This is a genomic window from Azospirillum terrae (assembly GCF_053470425.1).
Genome location: NZ_JBPXMR010000008.1, coordinates 52,417 through 67,366 on the forward strand (window position 1 = coordinate 52,417; position 14,950 = coordinate 67,366).

At 67.8% G+C, this 14,950-nt stretch carries 13 protein-coding genes and 1 other RNA gene; all 14 read left to right on the plus strand.

The window, feature by feature from the left end; translation table 11 throughout:
• The first annotated feature begins 172 nt into the window (after positions 1-172).
• The 14 genes from ACSVDD_RS20070 to ACSVDD_RS20135 all read left to right on the plus strand — a co-directional run bounded on the left by ACSVDD_RS20070 (position 173) and on the right by ACSVDD_RS20135 (position 14,946).
• Positions 173-910, plus strand: coding sequence for a TerB family tellurite resistance protein (locus ACSVDD_RS20070; protein ID WP_448191165.1), 738 nt, complete (start codon positions 173-175; stop codon positions 908-910).
• Positions 911-1,132: 222 nt separating this feature from the next.
• Complete coding sequence (locus tag ACSVDD_RS20075) at positions 1,133-1,720, plus strand: hypothetical protein (RefSeq protein ID WP_448191166.1); 588 nt, start codon at positions 1,133-1,135, stop codon at positions 1,718-1,720.
• Between the two features lie 236 nt (positions 1,721-1,956).
• Complete coding sequence (locus tag ACSVDD_RS20080) at positions 1,957-3,165, plus strand: hypothetical protein (protein WP_448191167.1); 1,209 nt, start codon at positions 1,957-1,959, stop codon at positions 3,163-3,165.
• 99 nt (positions 3,166-3,264) lie between these two features.
• Positions 3,265-5,094, plus strand: a complete 1,830-nt coding sequence (locus tag ACSVDD_RS20085) for an ATP-binding cassette domain-containing protein (RefSeq protein ID WP_448191168.1) — start codon at positions 3,265-3,267, stop codon at positions 5,092-5,094.
• On the plus strand, positions 5,091-5,969 hold the full coding sequence (locus ACSVDD_RS20090; protein WP_448191169.1) for a DMT family transporter: 879 nt from the start codon (positions 5,091-5,093) through the stop codon (positions 5,967-5,969). Before ACSVDD_RS20085 ends, ACSVDD_RS20090 begins: the two co-directional genes overlap by 4 nt.
• A gap of 8 nt (positions 5,970-5,977) precedes the next feature.
• A complete protein-coding gene (locus ACSVDD_RS20095; protein WP_448191170.1) occupies positions 5,978-6,661 on the plus strand; it encodes an N-acetylmuramoyl-L-alanine amidase in 684 nt (227 codons plus the stop codon).
• A 62-nt stretch (positions 6,662-6,723) separates the two neighbouring features.
• Positions 6,724-7,332, plus strand: a complete 609-nt coding sequence (locus ACSVDD_RS20100) for a Uma2 family endonuclease (RefSeq protein ID WP_448191171.1) — start codon at positions 6,724-6,726, stop codon at positions 7,330-7,332.
• Positions 7,333-7,344: 12 nt separating this feature from the next.
• Positions 7,345-7,743, plus strand: an RNA gene (rnpB, locus tag ACSVDD_RS20105) — RNase P RNA component class A.
• Positions 7,744-8,214: 471 nt separating this feature from the next.
• Positions 8,215-8,709: a division/cell wall cluster transcriptional repressor MraZ gene (locus tag ACSVDD_RS20110; RefSeq protein WP_448191172.1), complete on the plus strand. Its 495-nt coding sequence runs from the start codon at positions 8,215-8,217 to the stop codon at positions 8,707-8,709.
• Positions 8,706-9,683 (plus strand): 16S rRNA (cytosine(1402)-N(4))-methyltransferase RsmH, encoded by a 978-nt coding sequence (gene rsmH, locus ACSVDD_RS20115; RefSeq protein ID WP_448191173.1) that lies wholly within the window; start codon positions 8,706-8,708, stop codon positions 9,681-9,683. Before ACSVDD_RS20110 ends, rsmH begins: the two co-directional genes overlap by 4 nt.
• On the plus strand, positions 9,680-10,294 hold the full coding sequence (gene ftsL, locus ACSVDD_RS20120; RefSeq protein ID WP_448191174.1) for a cell division protein FtsL: 615 nt from the start codon (positions 9,680-9,682) through the stop codon (positions 10,292-10,294). Before rsmH ends, ftsL begins: the two co-directional genes overlap by 4 nt.
• Positions 10,291-12,060, plus strand: coding sequence for a peptidoglycan D,D-transpeptidase FtsI family protein (locus tag ACSVDD_RS20125; protein WP_448191175.1), 1,770 nt, complete (start codon positions 10,291-10,293; stop codon positions 12,058-12,060). The genes ftsL and ACSVDD_RS20125 overlap by 4 nt, the downstream gene beginning before the upstream one ends.
• A complete protein-coding gene (locus tag ACSVDD_RS20130; protein WP_448191176.1) occupies positions 12,029-13,480 on the plus strand; it encodes a UDP-N-acetylmuramoyl-L-alanyl-D-glutamate--2,6-diaminopimelate ligase in 1,452 nt (483 codons plus the stop codon). Before ACSVDD_RS20125 ends, ACSVDD_RS20130 begins: the two co-directional genes overlap by 32 nt.
• Positions 13,477-14,946, plus strand: a complete 1,470-nt coding sequence (locus ACSVDD_RS20135; protein ID WP_448191177.1) for a UDP-N-acetylmuramoylalanyl-D-glutamyl-2,6-diaminopimelate--D-alanyl-D-alanine ligase — start codon at positions 13,477-13,479, stop codon at positions 14,944-14,946. The genes ACSVDD_RS20130 and ACSVDD_RS20135 overlap by 4 nt, the downstream gene beginning before the upstream one ends.
• Positions 14,947-14,950 lie beyond the last annotated feature (4 nt).

Below are 14,950 nucleotides of genomic sequence, written 5' to 3' on the forward strand. Positions count from 1 at the left end.
GGTCCGGCCACGGTCTTCGCCGCTGGCTCGAATTTATATTGCACTGCAACATAGGCGTTCACCAGGGAGTTCCAGCCCCACGGGAGGGATGCAGGGTTGTGTGTGACGCAACCGCCACAGTTGGCGGCCCGCCGCCCCGCCGGTATGCTGCGCGGCGCGAGGGAGCGACGACATGAGCATCTGGGGCAAGATCCTGGGCGGGGCGGCCGGCTTCGCCATCGGCGGACCGTTGGGCGCGCTGCTGGGCGCGGTCGCCGGGCACGCGGTGGACCGCTTGGGGCCGTGCGGGCCGGCGGAAGGGGATGGGACAAAGTCCGTCGTCTTCACCATCGGCGTCGTCGTGCTGGCGGCCAAGCTGGCGAAGGCGGACGGCGTGGTGCGGCGCGTCGAGGTGGAGGCGTTCAAGCGCGCGTTCCAGGTGCCGCCGGACGAGATGAAGAACGTCGGCCGCGTCTTCGATCTGGCGCGCCGCGATTCGCAGGGGTTCGAAGTGTACGCCCGGCAGGTCGCCGACCTGTTCCAGAAGCGCGACCCGGTGCTGGAGGAACTGCTGGAGAGCCTGCTGCGCATCGCCGAAGCGGACGGCGAGGTGCACGAGGCCGAACTTGGCTATCTGCGCGAGGTGGCGACGATCTTCGGCTTCACCGAGGCCGACATGCAGCGCATCCTGGCCGAGCACTGCGCGCTGTGCGGGCGGCCCGACGCCGACCCGTACGCGGTGCTGGGCGTGGCGCGCGACGCCGATGACGACGCGGTCAGGACGGCCTACCGCCGGCTGGTGCAGGAGCACCACCCCGACCGCCTGATGGCGCAGGGCCTGCCGCAGGAGTTCCTCGATCTCGCCACCGAGAAGATGGCGGCCATCAACGCCGCCTACACGCGCATCCGCAAGGAACGCCAGCCGGCGTGAGTGCGGGTCGGGCATAGGGCCACATCCCGCTTTAAAGTCCGATCACGATTGATCGGCCGCATACCACAGTATGCGCGCAATAACCGATGCGCGCTCCGCATGAACAAGCTTGCTCTCCGGAAAGACATAGCCAATGCTGCGCCTTCACACAGCGGACATACTTGCATTACAATCTGGCTGCGCGAATGAGGCCTTGCCCCACTCTACCGACGAGATCGACTCATGGGCAATGATCGAAAATGGGTATGGATACCGTGGCTTGTCATAATAGCCATGGTCGTTATTATGTCCGGAGCCGCCGCATACGCAATGGTGCTCTGGGTAGATTGCGGCCCCTACGTCAACGACATAAAATATGAAGTGAACTGCACGATCAACTGGTGGAGTTCATTCAAGAAAATTGCGCAGATACAGACTTACACGCTGACCACTGTATCCGTTGTCTTGGCCGCCATCGTCGCGGTCAAGGAAATATTTCCCAACGAAGCTGTGCGCGCAACCACGGCTGTGGCAGCTGCCGTATCGGCGGGTCTGCTGGCAACCTTCAAGCCGGATCAGACGTATCAGCGCCTGGAGGAGGCCGAGTCTCTGGCGCGCGTCGCCATCGTGGATTACGATCACTCTCCTGATCCTGCCGTTAAAGGCGATGCCCGTCGCCTTTGGTCCGCTCGAATGCTTGGTGAAGCCGTCATCCATGAAGGGTCACGGTATATCAAGGCACCACAGAGCCAGGGATGGCCACCGCAGGAAGAAAACAAAGAAAAACAAGACGTTACAGCCGACGCGACAAAGAGTAGCAATCCACGATAGGCGAAAGGGCGGGAGGCGCTTCCGGTTTCGCCATACACCAACCTTCGGCACTTGATCGGCGTCGCCATGATCGTCGCTCGTTGTGATGCCAACCAGCATGCCACGATGAAAGGCTGTCCGACGCAGTGACATCGCGTGCGCGTTGCGCTCGGCGGTTATCTTTGCTCTCCTGCTCGGCATAGAATTGAAGCGATTTGCACCATTTCACGCAATCGTATGCCCTGGAGAGTCATCCCATGATGCAGAGGCTTCTGTCCGCACTTCTGTTCCTGATGGTGTTCGTTTTCGCCGCCGGAACGGCGCGCGCCGATGGGGCGCTGCTGCTTGGGGCGCGTGCCGACGTCAATCTGGGCAAGCCGGCCAGTCCGGGCTGCGACGCGCGGGTGAAGGACCTGACGGGCCAGAACCTCGTGCTGTTCGCCAACGGCCAGCCCATTCCCGGTGCGCGCGCGTGGTTCGACTGCGACAAGGACGGCGCCCTCGCCGGCCACGCCCTGACCTCCATCGCCGGCAGCGGCGACGACGGCAAGAACCGCCGAAAGGCGTGGCAGATGGCGCTGGGTAGCCTCAGCTTCATCACGAACCGCACCGTCGATCTGGCGTTCGGCACGACCAACGGCACCTTCGCCACGGGCAGCGACAGCAAGGACGTCACCGTCACCCCATGGAGCATCGCCGCGATCGACGCGGTGGCCTTCGTCCTCGCGGCCGGCCTGTTCATCTTTGCGCTGGCCTTCGGCGTCTCGCGCGATCCGGTCCCGGAGCCCGTCGAGGGCGTGCCGCTGCCTAGGAATTTCAAGCGCACCTACAGCCTGTCGCGCACCCAGCTCGTCTGGTGGACCGTCATTGTCGTGTGGTCCTACGCCGCCATTCTCGTCGCCACGGGCGCCATGGACACCATCACGGCCGGGACGATGGGTCTCATGGGCATCGTCGGCGGCGCGTCGGTGCTGTCGTTCGTGCAGTCCGGCCGGCCGAGCGACGACGATGATCGCCGGAAGGACTACGGTAAGGCGTACCGTGATCTCGCGGCACTGGTTGTCGCGAAAAAGCCGGACTTTTCCCTCACGGCTCAGCCCGTCATCGTCGACGAGGACACGACCGAGACGCGGGATCTGCTTGCCCGGATGAAGCGTTTGCAGAACGAGATCTATCCGACCTCGAACGGCTTCATCGACGACGTCCTGACCGACGCCCACGGCATGAGCGCGCACCGGTTGCAGCTTCTGGTCTGGACCGGGGTGCTCGGCATCGCCTTCCTCTACGAGGTGGCGCGCACGCTCAGCATGCCGGAGCTTTCGCCCGAACTGCTGGCCCTGACCGGCATCAGCCACGGCACCTATTTCGGCTTCAAAATGAACGAGCAGCAGGTGGCCGCACCGGAAAAGCCGGATACGCCGCAGCCGAACACCGAAGCCGGCCAGAAGGTGAAGGAGAACGCCTGAGCCCTCGGCAGGGCGCCTGTGCGTAGGTAAGGGTCGCCGGACGCGGGCGGGGAGGGTATACACACTCCTCCCCTGCCCGCTTCCCCACGTGACCGCTCCATGGCTCCCCCCACTCCCATCGTCGCTCTCCAGGGCGTGTCCGTCACCTTCGGCGGTCGGCCGCTGTTCGAAAACGTCGACGTCGCCGTCAGCCGCGGCGACAAGGCGTGCCTCGTCGGCCGCAACGGTTCGGGCAAATCCACATTGATGAAGGTGCTGGCCGGCATCACGCACGCCGATGGCGGCTCCATCTTCGTGCAGCCCGGCGCGCGCATCGCCTATCTGCCGCAGGAACCCGATTTCACCGGCTTCGCCACCGTGCACGACTACGTCGCCGCCGGCCTGCCGGCGCCCGAACAGGACGAGTCGCACCGGGTGGACGCCGTGCTCGACCACGTGCAGGTCGCCGGCCACCTCGACCCGATGACGCTGTCGGGCGGTGAGGCGCGGCGCGCGGCGCTGGGCCGCACGCTGGTCGGCGAGCCCGACGTCATGCTGCTGGACGAGCCGACCAACCACCTCGATTTGCCGACCATCGAGTGGCTGGAGGAGGAGTTGCAGGCGTTCCGCGGCGGGCTGCTGCTGATTAGCCACGACCGGACGTTCCTCAATCACCTCGCCAAGCGCACGCTGTGGCTGGACCGCGGCGGGGTGCGCGTCTCGGAAAGGGGCTTCGCGCAGTTCGAGGAGTGGCAGGCCGAGGTGTTCGCCGCCGACGAGATCGCCGCGCAGAAGCTCGACCGCAAGATCGAGGGCGAGATGAAGTGGCTGCGCGAGGGCATCTCCGCCCGGCGCACCCGCAACATGGGCCGCGTGCGGGCGCTGATGCAGCTGCGCACCGACCGCTCCGAGCAGATCAAGGGCGGCCAGCAGGCCAAGCTCGCCATCGCCGAGGCCGAGCGCGGCGGCCGGCTGGTCATCGAGGCGAAGAACATTGCCAAGGCGTTCGACAGCGATGAAGGGCGGAAGGTGATCGTCTCCGACTTCTCCACCCGCATCCTGCGCGGCGACCGCGTCGGGCTGATCGGGCCGAACGGGGCGGGCAAATCGACGCTGCTGAAGATGCTGACCGGGCAACTGGAGCCGGACAGCGGCACGGTGAAGCTCGGCACCAGCCTGGAGACCGCCTATTTCGACCAGCGCCGCGAAGGGCTGGACCCGGAGGAGACGATCCGCCACGTGCTGTGCCCGTTCGGCGGCGACAAGGTGATGGTCAACGGCCAGCCGCGCCACGTCGCCGGCTATATGCGGGACTTCCTGTTCGACACGCGCCAGCTCGACTCTCCCGTCAAGAGCCTGTCCGGCGGCGAGCGCAACCGGCTGCTGCTGGCCCGGCTGTTCGCCCGGCCGTCCAACATGATGATCCTCGACGAGCCGACCAACGATCTGGACATGGACACGCTGGACCTGCTGGAGGACGTGCTGGGCGACTATCAGGGCACGCTGCTGCTGGTCAGCCACGACCGCGACTTCCTCGACCGGCTGGTGACCAGCACCATCGTGCTGGAGGGCGACGGCACGGCGGCCGAGTATGCCGGCGGGTATTCGGACTATCTGGTGCAGCGGCCGGCGGCCAAGGCATCCGTGGTTGCGGCCGCGGCGAAGCCGAAGCCGGTCGCGGAGACGGCAGCGCCCAAGGCGCGCGGCAAGCTCACGTATAAGGACCAGCGCGAACTGGACGAGCTGCCCGGCCGGATGGACAAGCTGGGCAAGGAGATCGCCAAACTCGAAGCGGCCATGGCCGACCCGGACCTGTTCACCCGCGACCCGGCCAAGTTCCAGAAGACCTCCGACACGCTGCACGCCCGGCAGACCGAGATGTCGGCCGCCGAGGAACGCTGGCTGGAGTTGGAAGCCCTGCGCGAGGAGTTGGAAGGCGGGCGCGGATGAGCCCGCTCGACCTCCTGGTGGCGCTGGTCGTGGTGGCGCTGTGGGGGATCAACTTCGGCGTCGCCAAGGTCGCGCTGCTGGACTTTCCGCCGCTGTTCCTGATGGGCATGCGCTTCGTGCTGGTCGCGGCGTTGCTGCTGCCGTTCGTGCGCATGCCGCGTGGACGGGTGCTGGGTGTGTTTGTGCTGTCGGTGATCCTCGGCACCATCCATTTTCCCATGATGTTCAACGGCATCAAGGGCATCGACGCGGCCACCGCCTCGGTGGTGGCGCAGTTGCAGGTGCCGTTCGCCTCGCTGCTGGCGGCGCTGGTGTTCAAGGACCGGCTGGGCTGGAAACGCGCCTTGGGCATGCTGGTGGCGTTTGCCGGCGTGCTGCTGATCGCCGGGGAGCCGCGGTTGGGCGGCAGTTTGTGGGCGCTGGGGCTGGTGGTGGCCGCCAGCTTCGCGTTTGCCGCGGCGAACGTGCAGATCAAGCGCCTGGGCAACATCGACGGCTTCGCGCTGAACGCCTGGATGGCGCTGTTCGCCGCCCCGCAACTGCTGATCCTGTCCGGCCTGTTCGAGCACGGGCAGTGGCAGGCGGTGCGGAGCGCCAGTTGGGCCGGCTGGGGGGCGCTGTTCTACATCGCCGTGCTGGCGACCATCGTGGCGTACGGGCTGTGGTATCGTCTGATGCGGCGCTACGACGTCAATCAGGCGGTGCCGTTCATGCTGCTGATCCCGCTGTTCGGCGTGCTGTCCGGCGTGGTGCTGCTGGATGAGCCGGTGACCTGGACGCTGGTGGTGGGCGGCCTGCTGACGGTGGCGGGCGTCGGCATCATCGTGCTGAAGGTGCCGCGCGTGGTGAACGACAAGGTGACCAATCTGACGTGAGGGGTGCGATGCGCATTCTCGACCTCCCCTCCCCCAACCACGGGCCGCGGCCGGATGGCGTGGGGGCGGAGCTGCTGATCCTGCATTACACCGGCATGCCGACGGTGGCCGACGCGCTGAGCCGTCTGTGCGACCCGGCGGCGCAGGTCAGCGCTCATTATACGGTGGACGAGGATGGCACGATCTACGCTCACGTCCCCGAGGACCGCCGCGCGTGGCACGCCGGGGTGAGTTCGTGGCGCGGCGGCGGGGATATCAACAGCCGCTCCATCGGCATCGAGATCGTCAACCCCGGCCACGAGTTCGGTTACCGGCCGTTTCCGGGCGTGCAGATGGACGCCGTCGAGGACTTGTGCGTGGCCGTGATGGGACGCCATGGGATTCGCCCGGAGAACGTGCTCGGCCACAGCGACATCGCGCCGGCCCGCAAGGAAGACCCCGGCGAGCTGTTCGACTGGGTGAGGCTGGCGCGGGTGGGCGTCGGGATCTGGCCCATGCCGTCCCAGGCGGACGAGGGGGCTTTCACTGGGGGAGAGGTGACGGAACTGCTGGGACGCTATGGGTACGACACGGCGTGCCCGCGGGCGCTGTTGTCGTTCCAGCGCCACTTTGCACCGGAGTGCCTGACCGGAGAAGCGGATGCGGAGACGGTGCGGAGGCTACGGGCGCTGGTGCGGGTGACGGGGCGATAGCGCTATCGCCCATCGGGCCTACATTATAGTCTTTACCGATCCGGCCAAATCGGGGGCGCGTCATGTCGGAGTTCGCCTACAAGCGCATGAGCGTGGACGAGTTCCTCGTCTGGGACGACGGGACCGACACCCGCTATGAGCTGATTGATGGCGTGCCGGTGGCGATGGCTCCCACGTATGGCGCCCATCAGATCATCGCGGCCAACATTGGCCGCCACATCGGCAATGCGCTGGATGCCCGCCCGCCCTGCCACGTCCGCTCCGAGGCCGGCATTCTCAAGCCGAACAGCATCCGCAACTACTTCCAGGCGGATCTTGCGGTGACCTGCTCGCCGCACGAGCCGAAGCAGTACGCCGTCCCCAACCCGCTCATCATCGTCGAGATCCTGTCGCCCTCCACCGAGGCCGACGACCGCAAGGTCAAGCTGCCGGTCTACCGCGCGATCCCCAGCGTGCAGGAGATCGTTCTCGTCCATTCGGAACGGCTGTACGGCGAGGTCCACCGGCGCCTGGAGGACGGCACGCGCTGGCAGGTGGACCTGCTGACCGAGGCGGAGGACGTGCTGCGCCTCGACAGCATCGGTTATGCACAGCCGCTGGCCCTGCTCTACGCCAACGTCGATCTGGGAATTTCCGCCACGCCCATTGCATCCCGCGACTCGGAGCGATAAACAGGCGCCGTGCCAGACGGCTGGATGGTCGCCTTCAGCTTCGCGCTGGGGGAGGAAAGTCCGGGCTCCACGGAAACACGGTGCCGGTTAACGGCCGGCGGGGGCGACCCCAGGGAAAGTGCCACAGAAAGCAAACCGCCTGCGGCCTAGTGCCGCAGGTAAGGGTGAAAGGGTGCGGTAAGAGCGCACCGCGCCCCCGGTAACGGGGGTGGCAAGGTAAACCCCACCGGGAGCAAGACCGAATAGGGACGACCGGGTTCAGACGTCCGCAAGGACGTTGTGCGCCAAGCGTGTTTCCGCGCTGTCGTCCGGGTTGGTCGCGCGAGGCGTCCGGTAACGGGCGTCCCAGACGAATGACCATCCACCGGGGCAACCCGGGGACAAAACCCGGCTTACAGGCCGTCTGGCACTTTTATCCCCACAACGATCCACAGCCGGTGGATATCTTGGCGCGCTTTCCCATGCCATCCCATGGCTGGACCGCCAAGGCTACCCCCGGCGCATAGCCCGAACGGGCAGTATGTTTCGCGTGCGAGCAATGATATCTCAGGTGCTCACGCAGGCTCATTTTAGGAACATTCGCGGAACCTTCTGTGGATAAGTTATCCACAGGCGGATAAGGCGCTGGAATATTGCGAAGTTCCTCAAATGCCGATCACCTATTTGCGTGGAAGCAACACATCGGGCGAAAACTCTTGACACCCCCGCCCCATTACTCTGGCCCCGTTGACCGCCCATGCAATCCCATGCTATCCCAGAGACACCCAGAGAATAGGGTATTCCTGCCCACTCAGGGTACCCCTTCGGGGGTGGCGGGCGTTCGGGTCAGGGGCCGCGGCAAGGGTGTCGCGGTGGGAGTCCTAGGGGGAGTCGACCAGGCCGATGGCCATGTTTCTGTCCACATACGTCAACAAGGTCGACAGGAAGGGGCGCGTCTCGATTCCGGCGCAGTTCCGCCAGTCCCTTGCCAAGACGTCGGCGGCGGGAACGGTCTATCTGTGGCCCTCGCTGAACCATCAGGCGCTGGAAGGCGCCGACCAGGACTACATCGACATCCTCTCCGAGAGCCTTGAGTCCCCCGATCTCGACGCCGACGAGCGCGAGATGATCGAGACCTTCATCTTCGGCAAGCTGATCCCGGTGTCCCTCGACAACGAGGGCCGCATCTCGCTGCCGCCGTCGCTGGCCGAATTCGCCGGCATCACCGAGGAAGCCTCCTTCATCGGCCGCCGCAAGACCTTCCAGGTGTGGGAGCCCAAGGCGCTCCAGGCGCACGAGGACACGCTGCGCGAGCAGGTCGTGCGCAAGGACATTTCGCTCAGCCAGATCGTCGCCAAGGCATCGCGCGGCGCAGCGGCGCGAGGGGAGGGTGCATGACCACCGCGTCCCCCCTGCACACCCCGGTCCTGCTGGCCGAGGTGGTCGAAGCACTCGCTCCGCGTGACGGCGGCGTCTATGTGGACGGCACCTTCGGGGCCGGCGGCTACAGCCGCGCCATCCTCGACGCGGCGGACTGCCGGGTCTGGGGCATCGACCGCGATCCGGAGGCGGTGGAGCGGGGCAGGGCGCTCGCCCTCGCCTACCCCGGCCGGCTCAACGTCGTCGAGGGCCGCTTCGGCGCGATGGACACGCTGCTGGAGGACCACGGGGTCGAGTCGGTGGACGGCGTGGCGCTCGATCTCGGGGTTTCCTCGCCGCAGATCGATCAGGCCGAGCGGGGGTTCTCCTTTCGCTTCGACGGCCCGCTCGACATGCGCATGGGACGCAATGGGCCGAGCGCCGCCGATGTGGTGAACGCCGCGTCGGAAGAGGAACTGGCCGACATCGTCTTCCATTACGGCGAGGAACGCATGGCGCGCCGGGTCGCGCGCGCCATCGTGGCCGCGCGCAAGGACGCGCCGATCACCCGCACCGGGCAACTGGCCGACATCGTCCGCGGCGTGGTGCCCAAGAGCGGGAAGAACGGCATCGACCCGGCCACCCGCACCTTTCAGGGCCTGCGCATCCACGTGAACGACGAACTGGGCGAGATCCGCCGCGGCCTCGTCGCCGCCGAACGCATGCTGAAGCCCGGCGGCCGGCTGGCCGTCGTCTCGTTCCATTCGCTGGAGGACCGGGAGGTCAAGGCGTTCCTGAAGACGCGCTCCTCCCCTCCCCCATCGCCGTCCCGGCACGCGCCGGCGATGGCTGGCGATCACCGCACACCGTCGTTCCGCCTGATCCACAGGAAGCCCGTCTCACCGGGCGAGGCGGAGCAGAAAGCAAACCCCCGCGCGCGCTCGTCCCGGCTGCGCGCGGCTGAACGCACCGAGGCGCCGGCGTTCCCGGCGTCCGAAAAGGAGGCGGCATGAAGGGCAAATCCGCTCTGATCTGGCTCGGCCTGACCGGGGTCGCCGGGGCCGTCCTCTTCCAGACCAGCTATCAGGTGCAGGGACGCGAGGAATTGCTCGCCTCGCTGAACCGCAAGATCGTCGCCGAGCAGGAATCCATCCAGATTCTCAAGGCGGAGTGGAGCTATCTGAACGACCCGTCGGGCCTGGAGACCATGGCGCGCACGCACCTCAGCCTGCGCCCGACCGACGCCCGTCAGTTCCTCGCCTCGGCCGAGATCATCCCCATGCGACCGGCCCCCGCCCCGGTGCCGGAGGTGGCGCCGCCGCTGCCGCCCATGGCCGGGCTGGTGCGCGCGCCGCAGACCGCCACCACTGCCGCCGTCGTCAAGGCCGCGCCCGCGCCGGCCAAGGCCCCTGCCCCGTCGTCGCCCGCCCCGGCTCCGGCTGTCGTCGAACCGGCTTCCGTCAAGGTGGCGCCGAAGGCGCAGCCGGCTGTCGTCAAGCCGCAGCAGTCGCCGCAGACCCTGACGCCGCCGAAGAACCTCGTGCCGGCCAACGTCAAGCCGCCGGCCCCGACCAAGACCGACTCTCTGGGTGTGATGATCGCCCGCCTCGGAGGCACTCGATGAGCGACGCGCCGCTCGGCTACGATCCCCTGGCGGCGGTCTACGCGACCGCGCCGACGGTGAGCAAGCCGCGCAGCTCGCTGACCGTGGCGCTGGAGCAGAGCCGCAACCGCCTGATGGTGACGGCGGCCGTCGTGTCGCTCGCCTTCCTCGCCATCGGCGGCAAGCTGATCGACGCCACCCTGCTGCGCAGCGGCGCCGAGCCGCGCCAGACCCTGGCGGCCGAGGCGCACGCCCCGCCGGTCGGCCGCGCCGACATTGTGGATCGCAACGGCAATCTGCTGGCGACCTCGCTGGCCACCGCCTCGCTGCACGCCGACCCCAAGGTGGTCATCGACGCCAAGGAAGCGGCGCGCAAGCTGGTCAGCGCCCTGCCCGACCTCGACTACAAGGACATCTACGACAAGCTTTCCAGCGACAAGCGCTTCGTCTGGATCAAGCGCAATCTGACGCCGCGCCAGCAGGCGCAGGTGCACCGGCTGGGCCTGCCCGGGCTGTATTTCGAGCGCGAGGAGCGGCGCTTCTACCCGGCGAGCAAGCTGACCTCGCACGTGGTGGGCTACACCGGCATCGACAACAACGGCTTGGCCGGGCTGGAGCGCGGCCTCGACAAGCGCCTGCGCAACGACCCGCAGCCGCTGCAACTGTCGCTCGACCTGCGCCTCCAGCACATTTTGAAAAAGGAAGTGTCGGCCACGGTGGAGGAGTTCCACGCGGTGGGTGCCGCCGGCATGATCTTCGACGTGCGGACCGGCGAAGTGCTGGCCATGGTATCGCTGCCCGACTTCGACCCGCACGATCCCACCGGGCTGGACCAGGACACGCTGTTCAACCGGGCGACGCTCGGCGTGTTCGAGATGGGCTCCACCTTCAAGATCTTCAACACGGCGATGTCGCTGGAATCCGGCAAGGTTCGCCCGACCGACATGTTCGACGCCTCCAAGGGCATCTCCATCGGCCGCTTCACCATCAGCGACTACCACAACCTGCACCGCGCACTGTCGGTGGCCGAGATCTTCCAGCACTCGTCCAACATCGGCTCAGTGCGCATGGCGCTGACCGCCGGCGTGCCGACGCAGCGCGCCTTCATGCAGAAGATGGGCTTCATGCGCCCGACGTCGCTGGAGCTGCCGGAGAACGGCTGGCCGCTGGTGCCCAACCCGTGGCGCGAAATCAACGCCATGACGATCTCGTTCGGCCACGGCATCTCGGTCAGCCCGATGCATACGGTGACCGCCGCGGCATCGGTGATCAACGGCGGCATCCTGCACCCGCCGACCCTGCTGAAGCGCGACCCCAACGCCGAGATCCCCGGCGAGCGCGTGGTGTCGGCGCAGACCTCCGACATCATGCGCCGGCTGTTCCGTCTCGTCGTCACCGAGGGCACCGCCAAGGGCGCCGCCGCTCCCGGCTATGTCGTCGGCGGCAAGACCGGCACCGCCGACAAGCAGAAGGGGCGCCACTACGTCAAGAACGCCCGCATGTCGTCGTTCGTCGGCGCTTTCCCGATGAACGACCCGAAATACATCGTCTACGTTCTGGTTGACGAGCCGAAGGCCACCGCCAAGACCTACGGCTTCGCCACCGGCGGCTGGGTCGCGGCCCCCACCGTCGGCCGCATCGTCAAGCAGATCGGTCCGCTTCTGGGCGTTCAGCCCCAGGACGAGAATTCGCCCGATATCCACAACGCCGTGGACATCAACCTCAACGGCACCATTCCAGCCCGGGGGAGCACCGTTGCTTCTGTCCCGCCTCCTACCCGCAACTGACCCGAAGGTCGGTGACTGCGATGTGACCGGGCTGACCGCGGATAGCCGCGCGGTCGAGCCCGGTTTTGTGTTTGCAGCCCTGCCCGGCGTGAAGGCCGATGGCCGCGCCTTCATCGAAGGCGCGCTGGCCAGGGGTGCGGTCGCCGTGCTGGCGCCGCGCGGGACGGTACTGCCCGCCGGTTCCACCGCCGTGCTGATCGAGGACGACCAGCCGCGCCTTGCCTTCGCCCGCATGGCGGCGGCGTTCCAGGGGCGCCAGCCGGAAACGGTGGTGGCGGTGACCGGGACCAACGGCAAGACCTCCACCGTGCAGTTCGCCCGGCAGATCTGGGGCAAGCTGGGATGCAAAGCGGCGGCGCTCGGCACGCTGGGCATCACCGGCCCCGGTGTGGACACGTACGGCTCCATGACCACGCCCGACCCGGTGGCGCTGCACAAGGTGCTGGCCGAGGTGAAGGATGCGGGCGTCGATCATCTGGCGCTGGAAGCCTCCAGCCACGGGCTGGAGCAGTTTCGACTCGACGGGGTGCGGGTCAGTGCTGCGGGATTCACGAATCTCACGCGCGACCATCTCGACTATCACGGCACCATGGAAGCGTACGCGGCAGCCAAGGCGCAGCTGTTCGGACGCGTTTTGTCACCGGGCGGCGGGGCGGTGCTCAACGCCGATTCTCCCGAGTTCGATGCGCTCTCCGAGATTTGTACCCAACGCGGTCACCGCCTGTTCGGGTATGGGTTTGCCGGCCGCGAACTGACGGTCCGGAGCGTGGAGCCGCTGCCCCATGGGCAGCGCCTGCACCTCACGGTCCTCGGGCGTGACGTCGTCGTGGAACTGCCGCTGGTCGGCCGGTTCCAGGCGTGGAACGCGCTGTGCGCGCTGGGTCTCGTGCTCGCCACGGGGGCTGACGCGGACAAGGCTGTGGAGGCCCTGACGACGCTGGACGGCGTCAAGGGGCGTCTTCAGCACGTGGCGACGCACCCCAATGGGGCGCCGGTGTTCGTGGACTTCGCCCACACGCCGGACGCGCTGGAGACGGTGCTGACGGCGTTGCGCCCGCACGCCTCGGCCAAGCTGGTCGTGGTGTTCGGCTGCGGCGGCGACCGTGACCGGGGCAAGCGTCCGGTGATGGCGGAACTCGCCGGCCGTCTGGCCGATCGGGTCATCGTCACCGACGACAACCCGCGCACCGAAGACCCGGCGTTCGTCCGGGCCGAGGTGCTGGCGGGCTACCCGGCCGCGGAGGAGATCGGCGACCGCCACGCGGCGATCCGCGCGGCCGTCCGGGGCCTGGGCCCCGGCGACCTTCTGGTGGTTGCCGGCAAGGGCCACGAACAGGGACAGATTGTCGGTACCGAGGTGCGGCCGTTCGACGATGCGGCCGAGGCCCGGACCGCCGTAGCAGAGGTTGCCGGAGCATGACCGAGACCGCCGAAAAGCCGGTCCTGTGGACCGCAGAGGACGCCGCCGCCGCGACCAGCGGCCAGGCGACGCGTCCGTGGCGCGCCACCGGCGTGTCCATCGACAGCCGCAAGATCGCCCCCGGCGACCTGTTCGTCGCCATCCAGGGGCCGAGCTTCGACGGCCATGATTTCGTGGCGCAGGCGCTGGCGAACGGCGCCGCCGCCGCCATGGTCAGCCGCGTGCCGGCCGGGGTGGAAGGCGACGCGCCGTTGCTGGCCGTCGAGGACACGCTGGCGGCGCTGACCGACCTCGCGCGGGTGGCGCGCATGCGCACGCAGGCGCGCGTCATCGGCGTCACCGGCTCGGTCGGCAAGACCGGCACCAAGGAGGCGCTGCGCCACTGCCTGTCGGCGCAGGGGCGCACCTTCGCCACCGAGGGCTCGCTGAACAACCATTGGGGCGTGCCACTCTCATTGGCGCGCATGCCGCAGGACAGCGAATACGCCATCTTCGAACTGGGCATGAACCACGCGGGCGAGCTGGGGCCGCTGTCGCGCATGGTGCAGCCCGAGGTGGCGCTGATCACCAACGTCGAGGCCGTGCACCTGGAGTTCTTCGAGACGGTGGAGGCCATCGCCGACGCCAAGGCGGAGATCTTCGAGGGCATGACGCCGCACGGCGTCGCCGTGCTGAACCGCGACAACCCGCATTTCGGCCGCCTGCTCGCCGCCGCCCGCACGCAGGGCCTGACGCGGATCTGGGGCTTCGGCAGCCATGAGGATGCCGACGCGCGGCTGCTGGAGTATTCGCTGCACGCCACCTGCTCGGCCGTCACCGCCTCGTTCAAGGGCGAGCGCATCCAGTATTCGCTGTCGCTGCCGGGCAAGCATTGGGTGATGAACAGCCTCGCCGTGCTGCTGGCCGTGCGCGCCGCGGGGGGCGACCTCGCCGCGGCCGCCCGCGCACTGTCTACGCTCCAGCCGGTCAAGGGCCGCGGCACGCGCAAGCGCATCCAGGTCGCCCATGGCGCCTTCACGCTGATCGACGAGAGCTACAACGCCAGCCCGGTGTCCATCGCCGCCAGCATCGAGGTGCTGGGCAAGGTCGATCCCGGCGCCGGCGGCCGGCGCATCGCGGCGCTGGGCGACATGCGCGAGCTGGGCACCCGCGCCGACCAGTTGCACGCGGGGCTGTCCGCGCCGCTCCGGGGCGCGCACATCGACACCGTTTACTGCTGCGGCCCGCACATGAAGGCGCTGTGGGACCGCCTGCCCGCCCCCATGCGCGGCAAGTACGCCGAGGACAGCGCGGCGCTTGCGGCGCTGCTGGCCGCCGACGTGCGCGGCGGCGACGTGGTGCTGGTCAAGGGCTCCGCCGGCAGCCGCATGAGTCTGGTGGTGGACGCGCTGGGCGCGCTCGACCAGGGCAATTTCTCAACCCGGCCTGGGCCTGACAAGGCCGCCGTCAACGGTCAGCGGGGCTGAGCGC

Bases quoted from the DNA above. Each gene is read 5' to 3' on its own strand.
- ACSVDD_RS20070 (WP_448191165.1), top strand. From the start codon at position 173: ATGAGCATCTGGGGCAAGATCCTGGGCGGGGCGGCCGGCTTCGCCATC.
- ACSVDD_RS20075 (WP_448191166.1), top strand. From the start codon at position 1,133: ATGGGCAATGATCGAAAATGGGTATGGATACCGTGGCTTGTCATAATA.
- ACSVDD_RS20080 (WP_448191167.1), top strand. From the start codon at position 1,957: ATGATGCAGAGGCTTCTGTCCGCACTTCTGTTCCTGATGGTGTTCGTT.
- ACSVDD_RS20085 (WP_448191168.1), top strand. From the start codon at position 3,265: ATGGCTCCCCCCACTCCCATCGTCGCTCTCCAGGGCGTGTCCGTCACC.
- ACSVDD_RS20090 (WP_448191169.1), top strand. From the start codon at position 5,091: ATGAGCCCGCTCGACCTCCTGGTGGCGCTGGTCGTGGTGGCGCTGTGG.
- ACSVDD_RS20095 (WP_448191170.1), top strand. From the start codon at position 5,978: ATGCGCATTCTCGACCTCCCCTCCCCCAACCACGGGCCGCGGCCGGAT.
- ACSVDD_RS20100 (WP_448191171.1), top strand. From the start codon at position 6,724: ATGTCGGAGTTCGCCTACAAGCGCATGAGCGTGGACGAGTTCCTCGTC.
- ACSVDD_RS20110 (WP_448191172.1), top strand. From the start codon at position 8,215: ATGGCCATGTTTCTGTCCACATACGTCAACAAGGTCGACAGGAAGGGG.
- rsmH (WP_448191173.1), top strand. From the start codon at position 8,706: ATGACCACCGCGTCCCCCCTGCACACCCCGGTCCTGCTGGCCGAGGTG.
- ftsL (WP_448191174.1), top strand. From the start codon at position 9,680: ATGAAGGGCAAATCCGCTCTGATCTGGCTCGGCCTGACCGGGGTCGCC.
- ACSVDD_RS20125 (WP_448191175.1), top strand. From the start codon at position 10,291: ATGAGCGACGCGCCGCTCGGCTACGATCCCCTGGCGGCGGTCTACGCG.
- ACSVDD_RS20135 (WP_448191177.1), top strand. From the start codon at position 13,477: ATGACCGAGACCGCCGAAAAGCCGGTCCTGTGGACCGCAGAGGACGCC.